This is a genomic window from Ornithinicoccus hortensis (assembly GCF_006716185.1).
In the GTDB taxonomy this organism is placed as follows: domain Bacteria; phylum Actinomycetota; class Actinomycetes; order Actinomycetales; family Dermatophilaceae; genus Ornithinicoccus; species Ornithinicoccus hortensis.
Genome location: NZ_VFOP01000001.1, coordinates 49,550 through 72,026, shown reverse-complemented (window position 1 = coordinate 72,026; position 22,477 = coordinate 49,550). Strand labels below are relative to the sequence as shown.

Sequence of the window (22,477 nt, the reverse complement as noted above, 5' to 3'; positions counted from 1 at the left end):
GCACGTGGCCGTGCCCGGGTCGGTAGCCCACCGGCGGTGGTGCGCAGGTACCGGTTCAGTCCCGGCTTGGTCGAGATCACCCCGCACAGCTCGGCCCGCTTGGCCACCGATAGCTGATCGCTGCCCTCGATCAGCCCTTGCAGGTGCTCGACCAGGTCGGCCCGGGTCGCGGCGTCTCGGTCGGTGGCTGGCAGGACCGCCCTGAATCATAGAGGCCAAGGCCCCTCACCAAACCTCCTCGGCGGATCCAGGCTGAGGCCGGGAGGAGTGACGACGACAGACTTTACGATTGCTTGACTGGCTTGGGAGTTTGCTCATAACCTTTGCATGTCGCGCACATCTCTGCGCGTTCCAAGGCAGCCGTCCTGCGACGGCACGACGTTCCGGGAGGCTGCATGGTGGTCAACCGGAAGTGGCCGTGGAGCTGTTTGGTCGCGTACGTCATCTTCTTAGGTGCCGTCGGCCTTTGGGTGAGTGCCGTCGATGCCCCCGTGAGCGGGACCCTCAGCCGACTGCTCGTGTGGGGCGAGGGCCATGGCTTCGGTTTTGTCAGGTACGCCCACGTCGAAGCTGCGGCCAATCTCCTCCTCTTCGTGCCGTTGGGGTTCTTGATTGTTCTGGTCGCGAGACCGCGATCTTGGCCATGGGCAGCCCTGGCGGGCTTCCTCGTGTCCCTGTCCATCGAGCTCGCGCAGTTGGGGCTCAGCGCTCGGACCACGCAACTCAGAGATGTCGTGTTCAATACCGCCGGGGCGCTGGTCGGGGCACTTGCAGCGTCGGCATGGGTCCATCAATCGAGGAGTGCACATCAGCGTGCAACCCGCCCCGCTAAGAGAAGCCTGATCCTCACAGGCAGACATTCAGTTCAAGGAAGGTCGACAGAGTGACATCCGAACCGTTGCGGGTAGCCGTAGTTGGCGCCGGCTACTGGGGGCCGAACCTGATCCGAAATTTCAATTCCAGCCCGCTCTGGACGCTAGTGGCGGTTGTCGACCGCGACACGGACCGCGCCCGCCACGTCATCAGAGGCGTCCAAGGCGTTCAGCTGTTTGCCTCCCTCGGCGACCTGCTCGATTCCGACATCGTCGACGCGGTCGCTATCGCTACGCCAGCCGCGACTCACGAGGCCCTTGCCCTGCAGGCGCTGACGGCAGGTGTGCACGTGGTCGTCGAAAAACCGCTTGCGCACGATCCGCGGGCAGGCGAGCGTATGGTGGCACTGGCCAAGAAGCGAGGGCTCGTTCTGATGACGGATCACACTTACTGTTACACACCGGCGGTCCGCAGAATGCGTGAGTTCATCGAGGGGGGGGAACTGGGCGAAGTCCTGTTCGTAGATTCCGTGCGCATCAACTTGGGCTTGGTGCAGCCGGACGTCGATGTCTTCTGGGACTTGGCGCCCCACGACCTTTCAATTCTCGATTACATCCTCCCGGGAGGAATGGCCCCGGTATCGGTGGCCGCTCACGGCGCTGACCCACTGGGCGCGGGCAAGGCCTGCGTCGGATACCTGACCTTGCCGCTTCCTGGTGGCGCAATGGCCAACGTGCATGTGAACTGGTTGAGCCCGACGAAGATCCGGCAGATGGTCGTGGCAGGTACACGGCGCACGATTGTGTGGGACGATTTGAACCCCCAGCAAAGGCTGAGCATCTACGACCGAGGTGTCGACCTCCTTCAGCAATCCGTGGACTCTGTCGACCGTCGCGCTGCCACCGTCTCCTACAGGTTGGGAGACATGTGGGCACCAGCTCTCCCCGAGGCGGAGGCTCTAGGAGCAATGGTGGAGGAGTTCGCCGCGAGCATCCGCGAGAGACGAGCGAGTGTGACGGATGGCGCTTCAGGGCTCCGAGTCCTGTCAGTTCTCGCCGCTGCGCAGGACAGTCTTGCCCGTGGAGGGGCGTCAGTGGCACTTCCCCAGAGAAGCCAGGAGACAACTGTATGAATCTTTCAGGAACTACGGTCGTAGTCACCGGCGGCGCAGGAACGATTGGCTCTACTCTGGTCGACCAATTACTGGCGGCTGGTGTTGGGCACATCCGGGTTCTGGACAACCTGGTCCGGGGACGGCGGGAGAACCTTGAGCATGCGCTCGATTCACAGCAGGTCGAGTTGATCGAAGGCGACATCCGTGATCGGGACACCGTCCAAGACGTGGTCCGAGGGAGCGACCTCGTTTTCCACCAGGCAGCCATCCGCATCACGATGTGCGCCGAGCAGCCACGGTTGGCGCTCGAAGTGCTGGTCGACGGCACATTCAACGTGTTCGAGGCAGCCGCCGAGGCCAAAGTCCAGAAGGTGATCGCGGCGTCCAGCGCGTCGGTCTACGGACTCGCGGAGGAGTTCCCCACCCCCGAAAGTCAGCACCCCTACGATAACGACACCATTTACGGCGCCGCTAAGACCTTCAATGAGGGGATGGCACGGAGTTTCCGCGCGATGTCGGGTCTCGATTACGTTGCGCTGCGCTACTTCAACGTCTACGGCCCACGGATGGACATTTACGGCTTCTATACTGAGGTACTTGTCCGCTGGATGGAGCGGATCGCGGACGGTCAGCCCCCCTTGATCTTCGGGGACGGTAGTCAAACCATGGACTTCGTCTGCGTTCCCGACATCGCACGAGCTAATATCCTGGCCGCCGGCAGCACCGTGCGCGAGGGTACCTACAACATCGCGAGTGGCACTGAGACGTCTCTGCTCGAACTAGCGGAAGCGCTGCTTCGAGTGATGGACTCCGACCTAGGGGTCGAGCACGGACCAGAGCGGTCCGTCAACGGTGTGAGCCGAAGGTTGGCGGACACGTCAGCCGCCCGACGTGACTTGGGTTTCGAGGCAGAGATCAGTCTGGAGGACGGACTCCGAGAGCTCGTCGAGTGGTGGCGACCTCGACGGTCGATCGTCGGTGGGCTCGAGCCGGTTCGTGGTTCATGAACCGACTTAACGTGATGAGGCCCTGGTTGGGGGAGGAGGAAGTTGCGGCCGTTAGCGAGGTAATCCGCTCCGGGTGGGTCGCGCAGGGACCGCGCGTCGCCGAGTTTGAACGGGCCTTCGCCGACAAGCAGATGATCGCTCATGCGGTCGCGACATCGAACTGCACCACTGCGTTGCACCTCGCCCTGCTCGTAGCCGGAGTAGGACCGGGGGACGACGTTGTCGTCCCCTCCTTCTCCTTTATCGCCACAGCTAATGCTCCGACCTATGTGGGTGCGCGACCCGTCTTCGCGGATGTCGATTGCGACACGGGAAACCTCACTCCCGACACCGTCAACGCTGCCGTGACTGACGCGACGAAGGCCGTCATCGCGGTTGACCAGGGTGGTGTTCCGGTTGACCTCGCGTCAATTCGGGAGTTCTGCGAGCCTCGGGGGATCGTGGTGATCGAGGACGCTGCTTGCGGGATCGGTTCGACCTTCCAAGGCAAGCCGGTAGGGGCGGGGGCAGACCTTGCAGCATGGTCATTCCATCCCCGGAAGATCCTTACGACGGGTGAGGGCGGGATGCTCACGACGCCGCATAGGGAGTGGGCCGAGCGTGCACGTCGACTGCGCGAACACGCCATGAGCGTTTCTGCGGCAGCTCGGCACGCGCAGGTCCTGGCGCCCGCCGAAGAGTATCTCGAGGTCGGATACAACTTCCGCCTGACTGACCTCCAAGCCGCGGTCGGCCTCGTGCAGCTTGGGAGGTTGGATGAGATTCTCACCCGGCGTCGGGAACTGGCGAAGACCTACGGGGCTGCGACAAGTCTGATCTCAGGCCTCAGGCCGGTGCAGGATCCGGTGTGGGGTACGGCCAACTTCCAGTCTTATTGGATCGAGGTACTCCCTGAGTACCCGATCAGCAGGGACGGTCTGTTGGGGCTCCTCGCGGAAGCCGACATCTCCGGTCGGCGGGGCATCATGGCTGCGCACCGACAACCGGCTTTTTCTGAAAGGGACTGGGGCACCGCGTCTCTCGACAACACCGAACGACTCACCGACAACACTCTCATTCTCCCGTTGTTCCACGAGATGACAGACGCAGAGTTGGACCGAGTCGTCAGTGTGCTCCGGACCGGAGGTTGTCGGCATGGCTGATCTTCTGATCCTTGCGGCGAGTGGTCTGGCTCGCGAGGCGCTCGCTGTCATTCGTGCGACGAACAGTCACCGGGTGGTAGGCCTCCTCGACGACGACGAACGCCTCCTGGGTCAGGACGTCGACGGCGTCGAAGTCCTCGGGGGACTCGACAGCATCGAGCGATTTCCGGAGGCGCAGTTGCTGTTGTGCGCTGGCGCAGGCCACGACCGACGACTGATCCAGGAGCGGCTGGCTGCGCCGCCGGATCGATATGCGACTGTGCTCGCGTCATCAGTCGATCTCGCGGGGGACACCGTTGTAGGCCGCGGAAGTATCCTGCTGGGAGGTGTTGTAGCTACCGCTTCGGTGGATATCGGCTCCCACGTTGTGATTATGCCGAACGTCGTTCTCACCCACGATAACCGAATCCGAGACTTCGCGACCCTCTGCGCTGGAGTCACGCTCGGCGGAGCCGTTGACATCGAGCCGGAAGCCTACCTGGGGATGGCGTCAACCGTTCGCCAGGGGGTTCGCGTCGGTGCAGGGGGAACTCTCGGGATGGGCTCGGTCTTACTCACCGACCTTCCCCCCCACGAAGCGTGGGCAGGCGTTCCCGCCCATCAACTTAATCGTCCCCGTAAAGGGCCCGCCACATGAGAGTCCCCCTCGTAGATCTCGCCGCACAAGGCGCCGAGATCGCTGATGACATCGCACCCGCTCTACGTGAGTCCCTTCTGAAGGGGGCGTTCATCGGCGGTCCGGCAGTTGCCTCGTTCGAGAAGGCGTACGCGACATACGCTGGCGTGCAGCATTGCATTGGCGTAGCAAACGGCACCGACGCTCTCGAGCTTGCGCTCCGAGCAGCCGGCGTTGACCGGGGCGACGAGGTCATCCTCCCGGCAAACACCTTCATCGCAACTGCGGAGGCAGTGAGTCGGATCGGCGCACTACCGGTGCTCGTGGACGTCGACCCGGACTATCTATTAATTGACCCCGCCCAGGTCCGGGCGGCGCTAACCGAGCAAACAAGGGCGATCGTGCCAGTCCACCTGTTCGGGCAGACTGCGCCAATGGACGACATCACGCAACTTGCCACGGAGGCTGGCGTGGCAGTTGTGGAGGATGCGGCACAGGCTCAAGGCGCCACCAGGGATGGTCGCCCAGCAGGAACATGGGGGGTCGCTGCTGGGACAAGCTTCTACCCTGGCAAGAACCTTGGCGCAGCAGGCGATGCGGGAGCAGTCCTCACCGACGACGGCGACGTGGCCGATCGAGTCCGGGTGACCGCGGCACACGGCAGCCCCCAGAAATATGTGCATGATGTTGTGGGTGTGAACTCGAGACTAGACGCTATCCAGGCATTGGTCTTGACCGCGAAACTCAAGCGACTAGACGACTGGAACAATGCCAGACGCGAAGCTGCAGCGAGGTACGACAAACTTCTCGGTACACTGCCAACAGTACGCATACCCAGTCGCCACCCAGATAACGTTGACGTGTGGCACCTGTATGTCGTTCAAGTCCCGGATCGTGACAGAGTCCTGGCCGACCTAAATGCCGCAGGCATCGGTGCTGCTATCCATTATCCGTATCCGGTGCACCGTACCCGAGCCTATGCAGCACTCGGACACCGAATCGGCGATTTCCCCGTTGCCGAGGCCGCAGCACAAAGAATTCTCTCCCTCCCACTCTATCCACACATCGCTCCCGAACAGCAGACCTTCGTAGTCGATGTCTTGGGCAGGTCCTTAGCTCAATGAGTACGCCACCGGCCGCATCTCCGCCCTTACCGTCTGAAGCCGACCTTAACCAGCGAGCGGGACGTGCTCTCGGTTGGAGCTTGCTGAACACAGCGGTGTCAAAGGTTGGCACACTGGCGGTAGGAATTGCGCTGGCTCGAATACTAGGCCCCGGAGAGTTTGGCAGCTTCGCCGTGGCGATGGTCGCGCTGTTAGCTGTTCTCAGCTTCAATGAACTCGGCGTGAGTTTGGCCATCGTGCGTTGGAAGGGTGATCCGCGACCGATCGTTCCGACCGTGGCGACAATCTCTATAGTGAGCAGTGCCGCCCTCTTTGCGGCCTGCTACGTGGCTGCCCCGACGTATGCGGCAGCCATGGGAAGCCCTGAGTCAACATCAGTCGTCCGCGTCTTGCTTGCCTCGATCTTGATCAATGGGGTTGTGGCCGCTCCCGCGGCAGTTCTGCAGCGGGAGTTCAAGCAGAAAGAGAAAATGGTCGCCGATCAGGCAAATGCCTGGCTCGGTGCGGGCATATCGATCGCATTAGCCTTGACAGGGATGGGGGCTATGAGCCTAGCCATCGGTCGACTAGTCGGGAGCACTGTCTCCGCTGTCATCTTCGGGATCTACGCCCCATCCGCTCTCAAACCTGGCTTGGACTCATCGCTCTTGCGTCCCTTACTCAGTTTCGGACTCCCCCTCGCCGGCGCCAGTGCGGTCGTCTTCGCGGCCGGGTATGTGGACCAGGTAGTCACAGGCGCACTATTGGGCCCGACCGAGCTCGGCTTCTACGTCCTTGCTTTCAATCTCGCCTCATGGCCAGTCAGCGTCTTCTCTCAGCCGCTACGCGCGGTTGCACCAGCCGCTTTTGCCCGGATGCAGAGTGACCTGCAAGGTATGTCGAGCAACTTCAGGCGAGTCTTGGGCATCCTTGCTTCTGTGGCCTTCCCCGTGTGCTTCGTCCTCGCAGGTACAGCCGTCCCGCTCGTCTCATTCGTTTATGGGGAGCAGTGGCTCCCCGCGGCTTCCGCTTTGACCTGGTTAGCTCTTCTCGCCGGATGTCGCATCGTCTTCGAGCTGACCTACGACTACCTGGTCGTGCTGAGGAAAACTAAGGGCATCCTCGTCATTCAAGTGACGTGGCTCGTGGCTCTGGTGCCAAGCGCTGTGGTTGGGGCGAGTGCCCGCGGCATTGCAGGTGTTGCCGCAGCGCAGGTGGCAGTGGCGGTGATCGTCGTGCTTCCGATGTATCTACGGCAGATTCGTGATACTGGGTTACCAGCATACCAGGCGCTCTCACGACTCTCTGGACCCTTGGCAGCAGGACTGTTTGTTTGGCCAGTGACGCACATCATCGGTGATCAAATGACCAACGAATGGCTCGCTGTCGCCCTCTCTAGCATGGCGGGACTTGTTGGCATAGCGATTCTCCTAGCCTGCGAACCGGGACTTATTCGAAGGCTTAGATCGCAAATCGATCGTCGAGGAAATGGTCAGGTAGCGTCATGAAGGTTCTGGTATATCCTCACGACCTAAACATCGGTGGGAGTCAAATAAACGCGATAGAGATCTCCCGGGCAGTTGCAGACCTTGGTCATGAAGTAAGTATCTACGGCCCCTCTGGGACGTTAGTTCAACAAATTAGAGACTTGGGCATCGAGTACATTCCCGCGCCGAAACCGGGCAGGCGCCCGTCGAAGAAAGTTGTATCAGAGCTTAGACACCACGTGAAATCGCGAAGGATTGACATTCTCCACGGATATGAATGGCCGCCAATACTCGAGTGTTTACTGGCGAGCTTCGGGTCCAACACCACCGTAACCGGTACCGTAATGTCGATGGCTGTTGCACCCTTTTTGCCTCATAGCGTGCCAACTGTTGTTGGCACTCCACAGATCGCTCATGTTGAGCGCCAACTGGGACGGGACTTGGTGGCCGTTATTGAGCCCCCCGTTGACCTTGTGCACAACAATCCGGGTATTGGGCTCAACACTGCAAGATTTCGAGCGGAGCATGGTATTCGAGAGGACGAGATGCTCATAGTTTGCGTATCTCGCCTGGCTGCCGAGATGAAACGGGAAGGCCTCCTGGCGGCCACTCGAGTATGCGGCAGGCTGTCCAAGGACTTCCCTCTACGATTGGTGATCGTCGGTGATGGTGCTGCGCGTGACGAAATCGCGTACCTCGCAGACTCCTACCGAAATGACATTTCTGCCCCAGTAATTCTAATTGGCGAATTGAGCGATCCGCGCGTGGCCTATGCTGCGGCGGACGTAGTCTTGGGTATGGGAGGATCAGCCCTACGTGCCATGGCCTTCGCAAAGCCAGTCATCGTTCAGGGGGAGCAAGGATTCTGGCGGACTCTCAGTCGTGAATCGGTCGAAACTTTCCTGTGGACAGGATGGTACGGAGTCGGGGAAGGCGTGGAGAAAGGAGAAGAAACTCTAACTGAACAGCTCGAACGACTAATTAAGAACCCTCAATTGCGAGAGGACTTAGGACGCTTCTCTCATTCTATCGTGGAATCGAAGTTCTCACTCCGGGCCGCGGCCAAGCGGCAGGTCGAATTCTACGAGTACGCAGCAGGTGCGCACGGTGGATCGCGGCGGGGACGTGACATTACTCTGAACTCCGTTCGTTTCGCGAGGTACAAAGCTGTGCGAAGACTACAGAAGATGATGGGAACAGCCGCTGCAGACGACTTCAATGCTAGGACCGTTGTTGGAAATTCGCTCGCGGGGGAGGACAGGGCCCCGCTGGACGGTGGGCTTTGAGGTCATGCTCTTTCCCTACTGGTCGCTCTGTTCGAGGTGACGGTCGCAGTGTTGCTGCTCGGCTAGAGTTTGACCATGGAGTCTGCGGAGAGGTAATGGGGCCCTTCACGGGCCCGGCACCGTACCCCCTAACCAGACGCGCCCGAGGGTGGGGCCAAATCAAACCAGCACAGTGGGGCCAAATGGACTTGTGCTTCTCACCTCGTCGCGCTGATCCGTGCCGGCGCCGAGTTCAAGAACGGCAAACTCGTCGAACGACCCGACGAATCAGGAGGTGACGCTCACGCCGCATGACACGCCGATCCACAGGTCTTGACTAATGCTCGCCTTGGACTCGATTTTGCGCCAGTGCCACGCGGGAACGCAGCGAAGGCGAGGATCTCGGACGTCGCGGCGTCCGTCAGCAGGCGAGTCTTTGGGAACCGGGTCGCCAGGGGCCTCACTCAACTTCCTAGAGCCGGCAACACCGGCGGGCTGCGGCGATGGCGCCAAAGGTGCCCGCGCAACCCTGAAGGGCGGGAATGGGCGGGGACCAAAGCGATCTTCCGGAAACGGCTACTTGAAATCCGTATGCGCGTTCAGTGCCGCAATCAGTTGGTCGGCTCGCGCTCCCCAGGAATGCGTCCGGGCGAAATCGCGACGCGCTTGGCAGGCCGTGGTGTCTCGAGCCGCCCCCCAGTGTTTGCGTACGAAGGAAACGAATTCTGGGCCCGTCTGTGCTATGTCAATCAGACCGGTGCTGAGGAATCGTGACGCTGGAAGATCCGTCGCAACAGCGGGTAACCCATAGGAGAGATATTCCAGAGTTTTGAGTGGAAAGCTGTGATTATTGAACGCGTTGATGCGGTACGGCGTGATGCCCACCTTAAAACGACTAATGTAGGCGGGGAGGTCTTGAGACGTCTTGAGGCCCAGCCATCGCACATTGTCTCGTTCGAAGAGTGTCTCAAAGTCATGGATTACACTGGGGTCCTTGGCTGTCATTGGGCCGATAACTACCAGGGGCATGCCTGCATCGGAGATTGATTCAAGGAGCTGAACGTCAATGCGCTCATTTAGCTGACCGACGAGCCCGACAGACGGACCGTAGGGCAAATCGCTCGGCCATTGGGGGAGTGGTCTCAGGACTGGGATTTCGCACGCGTTCGGCAGCGTAATCGAAGGCTTGTTCGGGTCAATCGTCCTCAGCTTCGTTAACAGACCGGGCGTGACAGCACCAACTATATCGGCGGACCCTACATTTTGGCGAAGCCTGCGTTGAATCGTGACTGTCGATAGGCCCAGAAGCCTGGCTCCGCTTACCCAGTCATCCGTGAGGTACAGCATGCGTGTGGCTCGAGCTAATCGTGGGAAGGCTCCAAGCGGGTTAGCAAGGATGACGGCCCGGGGCAAAAGATGGGATTCGCGGATAGCCTTTTTAATGCGTGAGTGATGCCACGATGTAGCTGCCCTGTATACCTCCGGACGTGTCGCCAAAGGTGGTCCCAGAGTTCCTAGACGCGTCACGTTGGGCGTGACGTGGTCGAGACCGAGCGCAATGGGTACGGGGTGAGCGCCGTGATTTCGCAGCAGGTTCGGAATGGTGACCATGGGGTCAACATAGAGGCTTTGCCCGACGGCGTTCGCTAACGCTCTGGTGAGATGGTGGTCCGTGGCAGCAACCCCATCCCACGGGGTGCCCGCGAGGTACACTATTCCATCTGGGTCTGATGAGTAGCGCGATGGGCTAGAACTAAACATGAGTGCCTCTCCCGGGTTATCCCTTGTCTGGCGCAAACGACCTATGGATTAGGCTCATGGACCCGCCTGGAAATTTCGCCGGAGTTGGTGGCGCCATGGGAGGCACGGCGTCGGGTACGTGCGCGTGTGTGTGAAGTTCGTGGCTGATTAAGCCGGCGCGGACAGAGCCTTGCGCCGCGTGTGTCATGAGGATTGTGCAATAGTTATGCTCCGTGTTTACATGCATTCTTGCGTTTCCGTTCTAAGAGCCGGTCCACGAATCTTACGCTGAGTATGGTACTCACTGCGCCGAGCACGGAGGTAACGATGAGCGCCTTGGCTACTTCCCGTCTCGTGGGTCCCAGTGTCATTATTTCTGGATCATCGATTCGCACGATGATCTTTTGCCAAGCCGAAAAGTTTGTCTCAGTCTGGAACTGTTCGGTCTTTTGTTCTACTTGATCGATGGTGGCGTAGAGATTGTGCTCGGCTATTTCGGGGATCGGATCAATGGTTTCGATGAGTAAAGTGGGCGCGATGAAATTTCGACTCCATTGATTGCCAGTGTTCAAAAGTCGAACGGAAGAACCGGCTCTGGCGCCGACAGCGGGATATGGTGATTCGGTGGACACGAAGGCTGGGGTATCGATGCCTGAAACTGCTCTGCCGACTGCAGCGGCGAAAGGCAGGAGTGAGGCACCCTCCGGAAGCGAGGGCTCCATGCCTAGGCGTGAGTCTGGCAGACCAAAGGTGGCCTGCGCTCGTATGTAGGTAGCGTGGTGGGGGGTGCTCGTGAGGGCAAGCGCCGTGACGGTCAGAGCGAGGCCGAGTGCGACGATATACCAACGTCGGATGAGCACCGTGCTCAGGCGATCTGTGGCCACGGGTACATGCCTCCTCAATCGTCGGCCTATTCGCCATGTCTCCACGGTCATGCATGGCAATCTGTATAGTAGGGAAGCACCTAACTCTTGTACGCGCAAGGGTACGCTGGGAGGACGAGAAGTTGTCATTGAGGGAGACGTTGGCGAGTCTGGCTCGGCGCCGTTGGCTTGTGGTGCTTGGTGTGCTCGTCAGCGTGAGCATCGGTGTCCTGGGGGCCAGGCTCACGCCACCTTCGTTTGAAGCTCGCGCCAGCATCGTTCTGCTCCCTGGACCTGGGTCGATCCCGGATGCGGGAAACCCCTTCCTGTACATGAGTGGGACAGTTCCAGTCACCGAGGTGTTGTCTCGGAACATGATGGCAGATGCCACCCGGACTCGGCTGCTTGGGGACAGGGCGGACGTCGAGTACGACGTATACCCCGACGCCTCGACCGCTGGCCCGATGATCGAAGTGACAGTCACCGCGAGAAGCGAGCCAGAGGCGCTGGAGTGGTCGGAACGAGTCTTGGCTGAACTCCCCCAAGCGTTGGATCGACTCCAGGAACAAACCGACGTGCCGGAAATTGCACGCATTAGCGCGATGACCGTGTCAATCCCGGAAACCGCGACTGAACTCCGATCTGCAACGACTCGTATTCTGATCCTCTTGGTCGGTGTTGGCTTGATAAGTACCGTGCTCCTGGCCATATGGGTAGACTCGCAGTTGCGGCAGAACCGCCGCACGCCCGACGGTGCCACGCCGACGAATGATCCCTAAAGCCATGCCACCAAGTCGTCACGGGAGGCACCGAACGGGGCACGGCATTCCACCAAGCGTGCGTACGTCCCCGACCCGATCTGGCCTGGGCAGACTCAAACCCACGAGAAGCACAGACGACGGGGTTGCCTTCCTGACGGTCTACCTGATTCTTGCCCTCCTGGTCCCCTCCAGCCTTCGCGTTGGCGCCCTCGGCGCTGCGGGGTCGCCAGCGATGCTTTGGGCCCTCGTCGGTTTACTCAGTTGGGTTAGCAGCCGACTCAGTCACAAGGTACCACTGATATGGAATTTGGGAATCGTGCCTACCGCAATGGGAATTTTCGTCGGTGCGGTTACTGTCTCTTACATTCATTCGATGTTAAGGGGCGTCCCCGACTTGGAGGGGAGCACCGCCGATACTGGTTTGCTCCGCGTCGTCGCCTGGGCGGGCATAGTACTCCTTGCGCACGATGGTATAGATTCGTGGGATCGGTTCCTCGTGCTAATGAGGCGAATGGTCATTCTGGGGGCTATATTGGGTATGTTAGGTGTCGCCCAATTTGTAACGGGTCAGTCTCTAATCGGATGGATATCGGTGCCTGGACTGAGCCCTGGTGACATACCCACTGGAATTCAGGAACGAGGCGGGTTCGTCAGAGCGGCCGGAACCGCGATACACCCACTCGAGTATGGCGTAGCACAGTGTTTGATTCTGCCCGTGGCCCTCAGCTTGGCCTTCTATGATCGTCAATGGCGCCCTGCCGTGCGCTGGTTGTGTGTCGCAAGTATCTTCTTGGCAACCGCGCTCTCCGTGTCGAGGTCCGCATTAATCGGCTTGGGTTTCGTTGTCGTCATTATGATTCTCGGATGGCCACGACGGTATCGGATCGTCTCGTTGGTGGGCGTTGGGGCGACGGCAGTCGTCATCTACCTCATGGTGCCGGGATTGGGCGGAACAGTCCTCCGAACATTTAGCGACGTGGGGAGGGATTCATCGACGACGTCTAGAACTGACGCGGCCGCGGAGGCTCAACAGGTAATAGCTCATGCGCCATATTTCGGTCGCGGGTTCGGAACATTTCTTCCAGAGTACGTAATATTCGACAATCAGCACCTACTCTCTCTCGTCGAGGTAGGGGTGATGGGCACCCTGGCGCTCGCTCTGCTATTCTGTTCTGCGCTCTATTGCGCCAGAGTGGGCCGGAGGAATGCGGGCTCAGGTCTGAGTCGGGATTTTGGACAGGCGTTCACGGCTGCTATCACGTCCACCGTCGTGCTGCTAGCATTTTTCGATGGACTCTCCTTTCCGATGGTGGGAAATGTCTTGTTCCTGGTGCTTGGACTGTCGGCGCTCTACTATCGGCTCACGAAGGAAGATGATTCGGTTTCCGTCGAAGCCAACACTGCACTGGTACTTCGTGATAACGCCGGGGATATTGGTTAAAGTTTGTAACTTGGTGCTAGGTTGGCCGCGAAGCATGGACCCGTCACGCTTAAGGGGAAGTGCGCGAAGAACCAGGAAGGATGGCCGACAAGGGCCGATTGAAATCAAACTGGTTCAGTTTCGCGAGCTATCGTCTCGTTCCCAGACCCTGCGCTTATCGTCGCGCGCGGCCCTTATCCTCGCGGTGCCAATCACGCAGACGTAAAGAACTAGGTCAACTAGCTGAAATGGATGTCTTGTGGCGATAATGAAGAGATCCCTGAGATGATTCCTCTTTGTCTTGCTGGCCTCTGCAGTATGTGATGCTGAACCGACGTGTTCCGCCAGTTCATCTTCGGTTCGGTAAGTCCTCTGAAGAATGAGGAGGAGGTACTTTAGGTTGCGGGGGGTTGTGACCGTGACCTGGTCAGTCGGCGTTGTGCGCTTTTCCGCAGGACCGAAGAGCATGTCTATGAAGAGGTCATCCGAGACGACTTCTGGGAATTCATCAAAGCGCCTTCGTCCGTGTGCGGAAAGTGCATAACATCCGGCGCCCCAAAGAACATGATCAAATGAGGATATCTGTGCTCGCACCCTATACCAGCGTCGAACTATGAAGGTCGCCCTAGTGGTATCGTGCCTAACTGGTGGTCGGGTGGCGAGTTCGGGGCCACGGTCAAGAGCACACACGATGTCCGTGATTGCACGTGAGGTCATGACTACGTCGGCATCCAGGTAGATCCGACTGGCGTCTGGCTCTAGGAGGCCGGCAGATTGGAGTTCGTCGGCGTAACGGTCCCCTTCTCTTAAGGCAAGGGTCTTCGAAGGGATGGGGATGTCGACGACCTCCACGCCCGCGTGTCTGGATGCAAGTGTATATGTAGCATCGTTGCATCCGTTGCAGACGACTACGACCCTAACACCCGCCACGATGGCATCAGCTAGTGCAGAGAGGCATCGCCCGATGACACGCTCCTCATTATGGGCGGCGATGATGACTACCGCTGGAGAGATTACCACTGGCGGGCCTGCCTGTTCCGGGAGGCATGCGGAAGGGTGGCTCGAACTTTCGGGGAGCATAGTGCCTTGATTGCTAGGGTGCGGCCGGGTCTGTGTAGCCGCAGCGTGTTGTGAGCCAACACGACTAAGGCATAGAGTGGGGTTTTTCGTGGGCCGTGCCATTTCCGGTAGTAGCGCACCCGATTCACCTCCATGAGGGCCAACAGTGCCGGCGCGCTGCCTGAGCCGCCTTCGACGTGGTGAACCACCGACTCCGGAACGAACATGACTTGCCCCCCAGCTTCTCGGATCCTTCTGCTGTAGTCGACTTCCTCGGAGTATAGAAAGAACGTCAGTGCATCCCAGTCCCCAATCGTGGCGACTGCCTCCGAGCGCACGACGAGGGCGGCGCCAGTCGCCCAGTCGATTGCGTGGATGTATCCGTAGTCCGCTGGGTCGCGGACGACCTCTGTCAAGACTGCTGGACGGCTCGGCCACCCGTTTCCGAAGAGTGCTTCCCCCAATGATCCGAGGATGCTCGGTTCGCGTCGGATCGATGTGCGAGTGTGGTTGTCCATGGTCTGGATCGCTGGCACGGCCGCAGTTGCTGAGGGTGACCTTTCAAGTTCGTGGAGGAGGGTGGTGAGCGCGCCGGGACCTAGTTTCAGGTCAGGATTGAGGAAGGTGAAGTAGCGGCAGTCGGGCGCAGCCCGGACGCCGAGGTTGAGCCCACCTGAGTAGCCCAGGTTCTCCCCCGGTTCTAATAGTGACACGTTGGGGAATGCGGCGAGCAGGTCCGTGAGATCTTCCGCTGGTGAGTTGTTCACGACAATGGCTTGCCAGGTCAGGTCTCGTGCTGCGGCGTCGACAGAGTTCAGAAGTGAGGGGAGGTCGGTGGCACTGTTGTAAGCCACCACAACGAGCACACAATCGATCAAGTGCGATCTCCTGGAGAGCGGGGTGAACTGGTGTTGTCCATGCTTGCCGTATCCGCACGTGGCTGGGTTCCGCCATGGTCGGACCTCTGTCCGGTGCTGGGCTGGCGTGGGTATGACAGTACGAAGTCACTCGCATCGCCACTTGTCGAAGCGTGGCTCAGTCTGTACTCGCGGAGAAGGATTAGTAGGAATTTGCTGTCCTGCACGAGGTAGCGGCGCCACAAGCGGCGTGGATCCCCGCCCAGCCTCCACGCCCACTCGAAGCCACTCCGTTGGATCCAGCGGGGCGCGCGTTTGGTGATGCCCAGGGCGAACTCCATCGCTGCCCCGACGCATAGGATGAGCCCGGTTGGGAGTTCGGCCTTGTAGTGCAATGCCCAGACTTCCTGCTTGGGCATACCCAAGCAGACGAAGACCAAGTTCGGCTTGACGCGGCGCACGAGTTCGGCGGCGGTGGACCCCTCGGTTCCCAAGGGGCCGAAGTCCATGGAAGGACAGTAGATTTCGAGGCGCAGGCCCGGGAATCGATGCGCGAAGCGCGACTGTAGGTCTGCCTCGCTGCCAGGTTGGCCGCCTATGAGGACGACTCGCCAGCCATTCTGAGCGGCCCGCTCGCACATAATCACGAACAAGTCGGCTCCAGTTACACGCTCAGGTAAGGGCGTTCCCAGGAGGTGGCTGGCCCACACGACTGGCATGCCGTCGGCGAAGATGAACTCTGCTTGCGCGTATTCGGAGTTGAAGGCGGACGTGTTGAGACGTACAAGGTGGTCCACGTTGGGTGTGACGACGACTCTTGCCTTGGGCCCTGGGGAGGCGGCCACCTCGCTCAGGAGGTCAGAAGCTTCGGACAAGGTCAGGGATTGGATGTCCAGTCCGAAGAGTCGTTTCCGTCGATCCATTTCAGGTGCCCGCTTTGGGTCGAGGGTGCGGGGACTGTGTTCCGATTCGGGTGCTGTTGAGGAAGAGGGCATTGGTTAGCGCTGCCTTTCTGGGGCAGGGAGAGGCAGGGTGAGGGAGCGCCAGGCGAAACGAGGGCGACGGGAGGGTGGGCAGACGTGACCGTGGGCGCAGCGCCGGTCCTCAAGGTCCTCGGCCAGGCGGGGAGGCCCTGAACGGCAAGTGGGTCAGGGGAGAGAGCAACGAGGGCAAGAGATCACATCCTTGAGCAAGCGCCAAGTAATGACTTGGCAAATGCTAGCTGAGTGCCTCCGAATGCGGAAGGGCAGTCTGGCGGTGCGATTTCTGACCGATCGAGGGGTTGAAGGGGACGTAGGTTGACGCAATACTGGTGGAATCATTGCCAAGTATTTGCCTTCGCCGCATGGTGTTCTCGGTGGATCTGAGTGGGCGGCAGTAGTTTTCGGATACCCGAGGAGTCAAGATGGGTCAGAGCAGCGTCGGAAGCCGGGAGAGTGGTGGGCTCAGCAGGCGGAGGTTCCTGGGCTACACGGGGGTGAGTGGTGCCGCGGCCGCTGTTTCTGCAACTGCGTCAGCGGGAGCAGCTGGGGCAGCTCCCGCCCGGTCTGCGGCCTTTGGCCAGACGGTCGCACAGGAGAACGCCCTGCCAGGGGCCCCGGTGAGCGAGTGGGAATCATGGGGTGACGACGAAGCCATCGCCGGTTTCACCACCGCCTACAGCTTCGACCCTGGGCAGACGGTGCGCTTCAAGATCAAGACCGATGCGCCGCAGCACCGCATCCGGATCTACCGGCTCGGCTGGTATCAGGGCCACGGGGCCCGGCACCTTGCAGATGTCACGCCATCGGTATCACTGCCACAGGCCCAGCCCGACCCGATCGTCGATGGACCGACTGGCCTGATTGACTGCGGCAACTGGGCGGAGTCAGCGTCCTGGACGATCCCGACCGACGCGATCTCGGGTGTGTACTACGCGCTTTTTGATCGACTGGACGGCGGAAGATCCAGTCACACAGTGTTCGTTGTGAGGCGTCAAGCAGCCTCCGACATCCTGGTGCAGACGTCGGAGATGACGATGCATGCCTACAATCGATACGGTGGCAATAGCCTGTACTTCGGGGAGCCGGCTGGACGGGCCTACAAGGTGAGCTACAATCGCCCGTTCAACAATGGCGAGGCCGAAAGCAACTTCTTCAACGCCGAGATTGCCCTCGTCAGGTGGTTGGAGCGCAACGGATACGATGTGGCCTACTGTGGTGGCATCGACATTCACCAGTCCGGCAGCCTACTTCAGGGGCGGAAGGTCTTCATCTCGTCGGGGCACGACGAGTATGTCACGGGACCACAGCGCGACCATGTAACCGCGGCACGGGACGCTGGTGTCCATCTCATCTTCATGACAGGGAATGAGTACTTCTGGCGCGTGCGGATGGAGCCGTCCATGGACGGCGCGTCCACGCAAGACCGGACGATGGTCTGCTACAAGGAAACCCTCGACAGTGCGAAGACAGACCCCCTACCGGAGTGGACCGGAACCTGGCGTGACCCGCGGTTCAGCCCGCCCTCGAATGGCGGGCGTCCGGAAAACGAACTGACTGGTCAACTGTTCCGAGCAATCCTGCCTATCTCCGCGCCAGATTTCCGCATAACCGTACCTGCTGAGTTTTCCCAGCATCGAATCTGGCGGAACACGACCGTGACAACATTGCAACAGGGGGAGTCTTACGATCTCGCGCCAAACACGCTGGGGTACGAGTTCGACGTGGATGCCGATAACGGGTTTCGCCCGCCGGGGCTGATTCGGCTCTCCACTACGGAGGCAGAGGTGCCGCAACTGCTTGTGGACTATGGGGCTACCTACATCCAGGGGACCTGCACCCACCACTTGACGATGTACCGAGCCGCCAGCGGAGCGCTCGTGTGGGGGCTCGGCACCGTGCAGTGGTCCTACGGGCTAGATGAATACCACATCTGTGACCCGGGCACGCCTACGGACGTGGTCATGCAACAGGCGACTTTGAATGTCTTGGCGGACATGGGTGTTCAGCCGGTCACTCGCCAGAGTGACCTAGTTGCTGCGAGCGCATCCACCGACACGATCGCACCTAACACGACCATCACGGCGCCCATCGCCGGCACTCACATGCCCATCGGATCGCCCGTGACCGTCACCGGGACAGCCGTGGACTCAGGTGGAGGGATCGTTGCGTCGGTCGAGGTGTCTGTCGATGGTGGTGAATCTTGGCACCTGGCCACCGGACGGGAGGCCTGGAGCTACGTCTTCACGCCGATGGTCATCGGCGGGCTTACCGTGCAGGCCCGAGCGGTGGACGACAGTTGCAACATCGGCCAGGTGGCAACGGTCGTTCTAGAGGGGGCGCCTCGCGGTTACCCGTGCGCAATCTGGGCAGAAGGTGCGGTCCCGGAGACACAGTCCGTAAATGAGGCAGAGCCCATCGAAGTAGGTGTGCGCTTCCAAGCGGAGATCGATGGCTTCGTCACCGGGTTGCGCTTCTTCAAGGGGCAGGGAAACACCGGTCTGCACGTTGGAACGCTGTGGAGCGCCGACGGCAGTCAGTTGGCCAGTGCCACGTTCGGTGAGGAGACTGAGTCCGGATGGCAGCAAGTGTCGATCCCCGGGGTTGCTGTCTCGGCTGGCACGACCTACGTGGCATCCGTGTTCATGCCCGTCGGTCGCTATGCGGGAGACGCTGGCTACTTCCAGAGCGCTTACGAACTGCCCCCCTTGCGGGCTCTGGCTAACGGCGAAGTTGGCGGCAACGGGGTCTACCGATACGGCGCGCCCGGGTTCCCGACGAGCTCGTTCGGAGCGAGCAACTATTGGATCGACGTCGTCTTCGACACAGATAACCATGCCCTTCCCGTAGTGATTGACCACTCTCCCGCGTCTGGCCTGCAGTCTGTCGCAACAACGACGGACCTGACGGTTACCTTCAGCGAGCAGGTGGAAGCCGACTCGATCGTGATCACCCTCCTCGGCGCAGACGATTCGCAGATCACGGCAACAACTGACTACGACTCGAACACGCGGACGGCCACCTTCTCAACGTCCTCCGCACTTACGCCACTCACCGAGTATTCCGCCACAGTTGAGGGTGCCGCTGACAGCCACGGCAACGTGATGGAGCCGTTCGTGTGGGTTTTCACGACAATAGGACCGCCTGGTACAAGCCCCACCAGTCTGTGGGACACGTCGGCCACTCCTGCCAGCGTGGACGCCGATCCCAGCCCGGTCGAACTCGGGATGAAATTCCGTGTTTCGACGGTCGGATCGGTGACAGCTCTGCGCTTCCACAAGGCCGCGGGAAGTAGCGGACTCCACGTCGGCCACCTCTGGTCGGAGGCCGGTGATCTCTTGGCTACCAGCACCTATACGCACGAGACAGCATCAGGCTGGCAACAAACACGGCTGGAGACTCCGGTGGAGGTGTCCCCTGGACAGGCTTATGTCGTCTCATACCATGCTCCATACGGCACCTACGGCGTGACCAGCGCGATGTTCAACGGTACGGACGTCTCGCGGGGGCCGCTTCGTGCCCCCGATGGAGGTTCCAGCGGCGGGAATGGGGTCTATGCCTTCGGCAGTGGCGGATTCCCAGTCAATTCCTGGGGCAACGCGAACTACTGGGTCGACGTGGTCTTCGAGACTGCGCCCGACATCGGTCCCCCGTCTGTGGTCAATGTCGAGCCAGCGCCTGAACTCATCTCCGTCGCGCTAGACTCCAAGGTCACGGTCGCCTTTAATGAGCCGGTGAGCCCGGGGTCTGTCGAGATGGTCCTCCGTGACAGCGGCGAGACTGTGGTCCCTGGTTCCCTGTCCTACGACGGCGAGACGGCCACGGCGACACTGATACCGAGTGCTCCGTTGGACTCCGCCACGGAGTACTCCGTCTCCGTCAAGGCCAGTGACCTCGGGGGCAATGCCATGGCTGAGCCCTATGCTTGGACGTTCCGGACCGTCACGACCGATGGTGGCTCGCCCGTCACGTTGTGGGATAGCGGGGCGCGTCCGGCGGTGGAGGCGGAGAGTGATGGAGCGGCAGTTGAGCTTGGCGTCCGGGTTCGAGTCTCCAGGCCTGGGGAGATCCGTGGGCTTCGATTCTATAAGGGCCCTGGCAACGACGGCCCACATGTGGGCCACTTCTGGACTGCGACCGGGGACCTTCTCGGTTCCGTGACGTTCCTCAACGAGACTCGGTCGGGTTGGCAGCAGGCCTTCTTCAGCGACCCGATCTCGGTTGAGGCGGGTTCCACATACGTCGCGTCCTATCACGCACCCGCAGGGCATTACGCCGCAACGGGGGGCGGGCTGTCGTCGCCCCACTCCAACGGCCCGCTGACAGCACCGGCCAGTACTGGGCAGGCAGGGAACGGGCTCTTCTCCTATGGTCCTGGCGGTTTCCCCAGCAACACGTGGGGAAACGCCAACTACTGGGTAGATGTGATCTTCGCTGATTCGGCAGCGCCCACGATCGTCGGACGTTCGCCCAGTTCGGGTGCGACCGTTGCACCGGATGCCGTCGTCCGGGTGACGTTTGACGAGGCGATCGAGCCCGACACCATCGCCATCTCCCTCCGAGATAGCACGGGCAGCGCCGTTGTGGGCGGGATCGACTACGACGCGACAGAGATGGTGGCGACCCTGACACCGGGCAGCCCTCTGGTGGCTGGCGGCACCTACACAGTCACGGTCGAGGCTGCTGAGGATCTGGATGGCAACAGTCTGCAGGCGCCTGTGGCGTGGAGCTTCTCCGTCGTTGCCGCCACTTTCGTCTCGTTGTGGACCGCTTCCACCGTGCCAGGTACGACCTTGGTCAACGACCCGGGATCGGTCAACGTGGGCATGAAGTTCCGAGCAATGGTCGACGGTGCTGTGCACGGGGTGCGCTTCTTCAAGGGGGGGCCGAGCAATTCGGGCCCACACACGGGCGTCCTGTGGGAGGCAGACGGCAACCAGTTGGCATCGGTGACCCTGGGCGGCGAGACGGCTCGTGGCTGGCAACTCGGGATGTTCGCGGTGCCCGTCGCGGTGACCGCGGGGACGATGTATGTCGTTTCGTACCTCGCTCCGAACGGGTACTACGCCGCGGACGGTGGGTTCTTCAGCGGAGGTGGCTTCACCAACGGGCCACTCGAGGCTCTCCAGAACGGGGCAGAGGGAGGCAACGGCGTTTACGTCTACAGCAGTGATGTCGCCTTTCCTACCAGCAGCTACAACGGGGCCAACTACTGGGTGGATGTCCTGTTCCTGCCGGAGAGCGAGGCGTAGGCAGGGTTCCCAGGGCGGGTGTCGACGGAAATGTAAAGAGAAGACAAGTAAACTTCAAGGAGCGGTCTGGTAATTGCCGGGTTTGCGCGGCATACTGGTGCCCTTGGGGTCTCTGCGCATGGCACGGAGACCAGGATCGAACGACTGGGGAGTCGAGACGACATGAGAGTTCAACGCTCCGGAGCCGAGCGCGTGACGGGACGTACTGGCCTGGGGTTCTTGCTTGTCCTGGGCTTGGTGGTGGCCTTCGGGTGGTACGCCTGGCCGGTTGGCGCGCAGCAGGCGGGAGACCGCGACCAAGGTAGTTCGGCTTCCCCCGGCTTGGTTGCAGGGTCCGCCGTAGGTCAGGGTCACACCCCCGCGAACGATGACGCAGGCCCGACGATCTCCTCTGGGGCGGACGTCCCAGCAGGCGCAGACGAACGTGCGTCCACCCAAACATCAGAGGGACCCCCCGAGGCCCGTCCGGGCGAAGATGGCAGCCAGCCCGCTCCTGAGACGTTAGAAGAGCCGGTCGTGACTGACGCCGTTGAGGCAGGGCTGACGGCTCAGGAAATGGCGCTGAGCAGCCCGTCCACCGGCGGACAGGCGCCAGCAGCGGAAGGTGACTCGTCGGTGACGGGTGCCTATCTCCAGTCACTGATGGCTCAAGAAGAGGAATTTGCGGCGGAAGGGTGGCGGCAGGTCGGTGCAGCGAGGGTCGTGGACACGGAAGTCCTCGAGAGTGACGTGGACAGTTCGCCCCCGAGGATGGTGGTGCGGGCCTGCGTCGATTCTTCCGGCGTCAAAGTCTTGGATGTGAACGGCAAGGACCTCCGCAACGAAGGGACTCCGGAGCGCTCGTGGCACATCTTCACGCTTGAGTGGGTCGATGAGGCTTGGCTCGTTGCGGGCGAGACGTTCGACACAGATCCGAAGTGCTAAGAAGGCCCGACTCCAAGTTTCACAGGGGCACGCGTGGGGAGGTTGCCGCGAAACCAGTGCCTCGTCACTGCGGC

16 protein-coding genes are annotated in these 22,477 nt (G+C 60.8%); 11 read left to right on the top strand and 5 right to left on the bottom strand.

Annotated features, from left to right (window positions below):
* Window positions 1-395: 395 nt before the first annotated feature.
* From FB467_RS19500 to FB467_RS00230, 8 genes are all read left to right on the top strand, one after another.
* Window positions 396-887, top strand: coding sequence for a VanZ family protein (locus tag FB467_RS19500; RefSeq protein ID WP_141783305.1), 492 nt, complete (start codon window positions 396-398; stop codon window positions 885-887).
* Entirely contained in the window at window positions 884-1,945 is a 1,062-nt protein-coding gene (locus tag FB467_RS00260; protein ID WP_141783304.1) for a Gfo/Idh/MocA family protein, read from the top strand. The genes FB467_RS19500 and FB467_RS00260 overlap by 4 nt, the downstream gene beginning before the upstream one ends.
* Window positions 1,942-2,934 carry an SDR family NAD(P)-dependent oxidoreductase gene (locus FB467_RS00255; RefSeq protein ID WP_141783303.1) on the top strand — a complete coding sequence of 331 codons (993 nt, stop codon included), beginning with the start codon at window positions 1,942-1,944 and terminating at the stop codon, window positions 2,932-2,934. The genes FB467_RS00260 and FB467_RS00255 overlap by 4 nt, the downstream gene beginning before the upstream one ends.
* The gene (locus FB467_RS00250; protein ID WP_141783302.1) at window positions 2,931-4,076 is read left to right on the top strand and encodes a DegT/DnrJ/EryC1/StrS family aminotransferase; all 1,146 of its coding nucleotides are present in this window, start codon (window positions 2,931-2,933) and stop codon (window positions 4,074-4,076) included. Before FB467_RS00255 ends, FB467_RS00250 begins: the two co-directional genes overlap by 4 nt.
* Window positions 4,069-4,713 (top strand): NeuD/PglB/VioB family sugar acetyltransferase, encoded by a 645-nt coding sequence (locus tag FB467_RS00245; protein ID WP_141783301.1) that lies wholly within the window; start codon window positions 4,069-4,071, stop codon window positions 4,711-4,713. The genes FB467_RS00250 and FB467_RS00245 overlap by 8 nt, the downstream gene beginning before the upstream one ends.
* Window positions 4,710-5,816, top strand: coding sequence for a DegT/DnrJ/EryC1/StrS family aminotransferase (locus FB467_RS00240; protein ID WP_141783300.1), 1,107 nt, complete (start codon window positions 4,710-4,712; stop codon window positions 5,814-5,816). Before FB467_RS00245 ends, FB467_RS00240 begins: the two co-directional genes overlap by 4 nt.
* 80 nt (window positions 5,817-5,896) lie before the next feature.
* The gene (locus tag FB467_RS00235) at window positions 5,897-7,303 is read left to right on the top strand and encodes an oligosaccharide flippase family protein (RefSeq protein WP_170230488.1); all 1,407 of its coding nucleotides are present in this window, start codon (window positions 5,897-5,899) and stop codon (window positions 7,301-7,303) included.
* Window positions 7,300-8,568, top strand: coding sequence for a glycosyltransferase family 4 protein (locus FB467_RS00230; RefSeq protein ID WP_141783298.1), 1,269 nt, complete (start codon window positions 7,300-7,302; stop codon window positions 8,566-8,568). Before FB467_RS00235 ends, FB467_RS00230 begins: the two co-directional genes overlap by 4 nt.
* 555 nt (window positions 8,569-9,123) lie before the next feature.
* On the opposite strand, the gene FB467_RS19495 is transcribed toward FB467_RS00230, so the two are convergent.
* On the bottom strand, window positions 9,124-9,894 hold the full coding sequence (locus tag FB467_RS19495) for a glycosyltransferase (protein WP_425325845.1): 771 nt from the start codon (window positions 9,892-9,894) through the stop codon (window positions 9,124-9,126).
* Window positions 9,895-10,511: 617 nt separating this feature from the next.
* Window positions 10,512-11,171: a hypothetical protein gene (locus FB467_RS00220; protein WP_141783296.1), complete on the bottom strand. Its 660-nt coding sequence runs from the start codon at window positions 11,169-11,171 to the stop codon at window positions 10,512-10,514.
* A gap of 747 nt (window positions 11,172-11,918) precedes the next feature.
* On the opposite strand from FB467_RS00220, the gene FB467_RS19440 reads away from it, so the two are divergent.
* On the top strand, window positions 11,919-13,352 hold the full coding sequence (locus FB467_RS19440; protein ID WP_141783295.1) for an O-antigen ligase family protein: 1,434 nt from the start codon (window positions 11,919-11,921) through the stop codon (window positions 13,350-13,352).
* Between the two features lie 114 nt (window positions 13,353-13,466).
* Here FB467_RS19440 and FB467_RS00210 read toward each other — a convergent pair whose 3' ends face one another.
* Genes FB467_RS00210 through FB467_RS19490 form a run of 3 tightly spaced genes read right to left on the bottom strand, consistent with a single transcriptional unit; the run spans window position 13,467 to window position 16,170 of the window.
* Window positions 13,467-14,351 carry a glycosyltransferase gene (locus FB467_RS00210; RefSeq protein WP_170230481.1) on the bottom strand — a complete coding sequence of 295 codons (885 nt, stop codon included), beginning with the start codon at window positions 14,349-14,351 and terminating at the stop codon, window positions 13,467-13,469.
* On the bottom strand, window positions 14,345-15,256 hold the full coding sequence (locus tag FB467_RS00205; RefSeq protein WP_170230479.1) for a glycosyltransferase family 2 protein: 912 nt from the start codon (window positions 15,254-15,256) through the stop codon (window positions 14,345-14,347). Before FB467_RS00205 ends, FB467_RS00210 begins: the two co-directional genes overlap by 7 nt.
* 8 nt (window positions 15,257-15,264) lie before the next feature.
* Window positions 15,265-16,170, bottom strand: coding sequence for a WecB/TagA/CpsF family glycosyltransferase (locus FB467_RS19490; protein WP_141783293.1), 906 nt, complete (start codon window positions 16,168-16,170; stop codon window positions 15,265-15,267).
* A gap of 677 nt (window positions 16,171-16,847) precedes the next feature.
* Between FB467_RS19490 and FB467_RS00195 the strand changes: the two genes are divergently transcribed.
* Both FB467_RS00195 and FB467_RS00190 read left to right on the top strand, forming a co-directional pair.
* A complete protein-coding gene (locus FB467_RS00195; RefSeq protein WP_141783292.1) occupies window positions 16,848-21,479 on the top strand; it encodes a DUF4082 domain-containing protein in 4,632 nt (1,543 codons plus the stop codon).
* A 516-nt stretch (window positions 21,480-21,995) separates the two neighbouring features.
* Entirely contained in the window at window positions 21,996-22,403 is a 408-nt protein-coding gene (locus tag FB467_RS00190) for a hypothetical protein (protein ID WP_141783291.1), read from the top strand.
* Window positions 22,404-22,477 lie beyond the last annotated feature (74 nt).

Excerpts from the sequence above, each read along its gene's own strand:
- FB467_RS19500 (WP_141783305.1), top strand. The coding sequence starts at position 396 with ATGGTGGTCAACCGGAAGTGGCCGTGGAGCTGTTTGGTCGCGTACGTC.
- FB467_RS00255 (WP_141783303.1), top strand. The coding sequence starts at position 1,942 with ATGAATCTTTCAGGAACTACGGTCGTAGTCACCGGCGGCGCAGGAACG.
- FB467_RS00250 (WP_141783302.1), top strand. The coding sequence starts at position 2,931 with ATGAACCGACTTAACGTGATGAGGCCCTGGTTGGGGGAGGAGGAAGTT.
- FB467_RS00245 (WP_141783301.1), top strand. The coding sequence starts at position 4,069 with ATGGCTGATCTTCTGATCCTTGCGGCGAGTGGTCTGGCTCGCGAGGCG.
- FB467_RS00240 (WP_141783300.1), top strand. The coding sequence starts at position 4,710 with ATGAGAGTCCCCCTCGTAGATCTCGCCGCACAAGGCGCCGAGATCGCT.
- FB467_RS00230 (WP_141783298.1), top strand. The coding sequence starts at position 7,300 with ATGAAGGTTCTGGTATATCCTCACGACCTAAACATCGGTGGGAGTCAA.
- FB467_RS19495 (WP_425325845.1), bottom strand. The coding sequence starts at position 9,894 with ATGCTGTACCTCACGGATGACTGGGTAAGCGGAGCCAGGCTTCTGGGC.
- FB467_RS19440 (WP_141783295.1), top strand. The coding sequence starts at position 11,919 with ATGATCCCTAAAGCCATGCCACCAAGTCGTCACGGGAGGCACCGAACG.
- FB467_RS19490 (WP_141783293.1), bottom strand. The coding sequence starts at position 16,170 with ATGGATCGACGGAAACGACTCTTCGGACTGGACATCCAATCCCTGACC.